The organism is Candidatus Thiosymbion oneisti (assembly GCF_900092655.1).
GTDB classification, from domain to species: Bacteria; Pseudomonadota; Gammaproteobacteria; order Chromatiales; family Chromatiaceae; genus Thiosymbion; species Thiosymbion oneisti.
The window spans coordinates 1-273 of the sequence record NZ_FLUY01000473.1; the positions used below are offsets into that span (position 1 = coordinate 1).

The 273-nt window shown below is 67.4% G+C and carries 1 protein-coding gene; it reads right to left on the bottom strand.

Annotation, left to right across the window (positions count from 1 at the left end; translation table 11 throughout):
• Window positions 1–181, bottom strand: a 181-nt coding sequence (locus tag BQ17_RS22370) for a hypothetical protein (protein ID WP_218068094.1), incomplete at its 3' end; no start/stop codon positions are given.
• Between the last annotated feature and the right edge of the window lie 92 nt (window positions 182–273).

Consider the following 273-nt stretch of genomic DNA (forward strand, 5'->3'; position numbering starts at 1 on the left):
TGGGGAACAGGGCACCGCTGATCCCCGACAGCCGGGTTGGCAATGCAGTCACCGGAACTCGATCCGGGGCACCGCTCTGCCGGTGCCGGCTCCCTTTGGAGTGCGGCGGCAGACAGATCGCTCCGTGCTGCGGGTGATGATCTTCAGTGATTGTCGGCAGCACCCGGCTACCGGTCGGCACGGACCCGACGCCGCTTTGGATTCGGATCGACCCCAACCAAAGCGCCGTCGCCGCGGTGCATGGGGAACAGGGCACCGCTGATCCCCGACAGC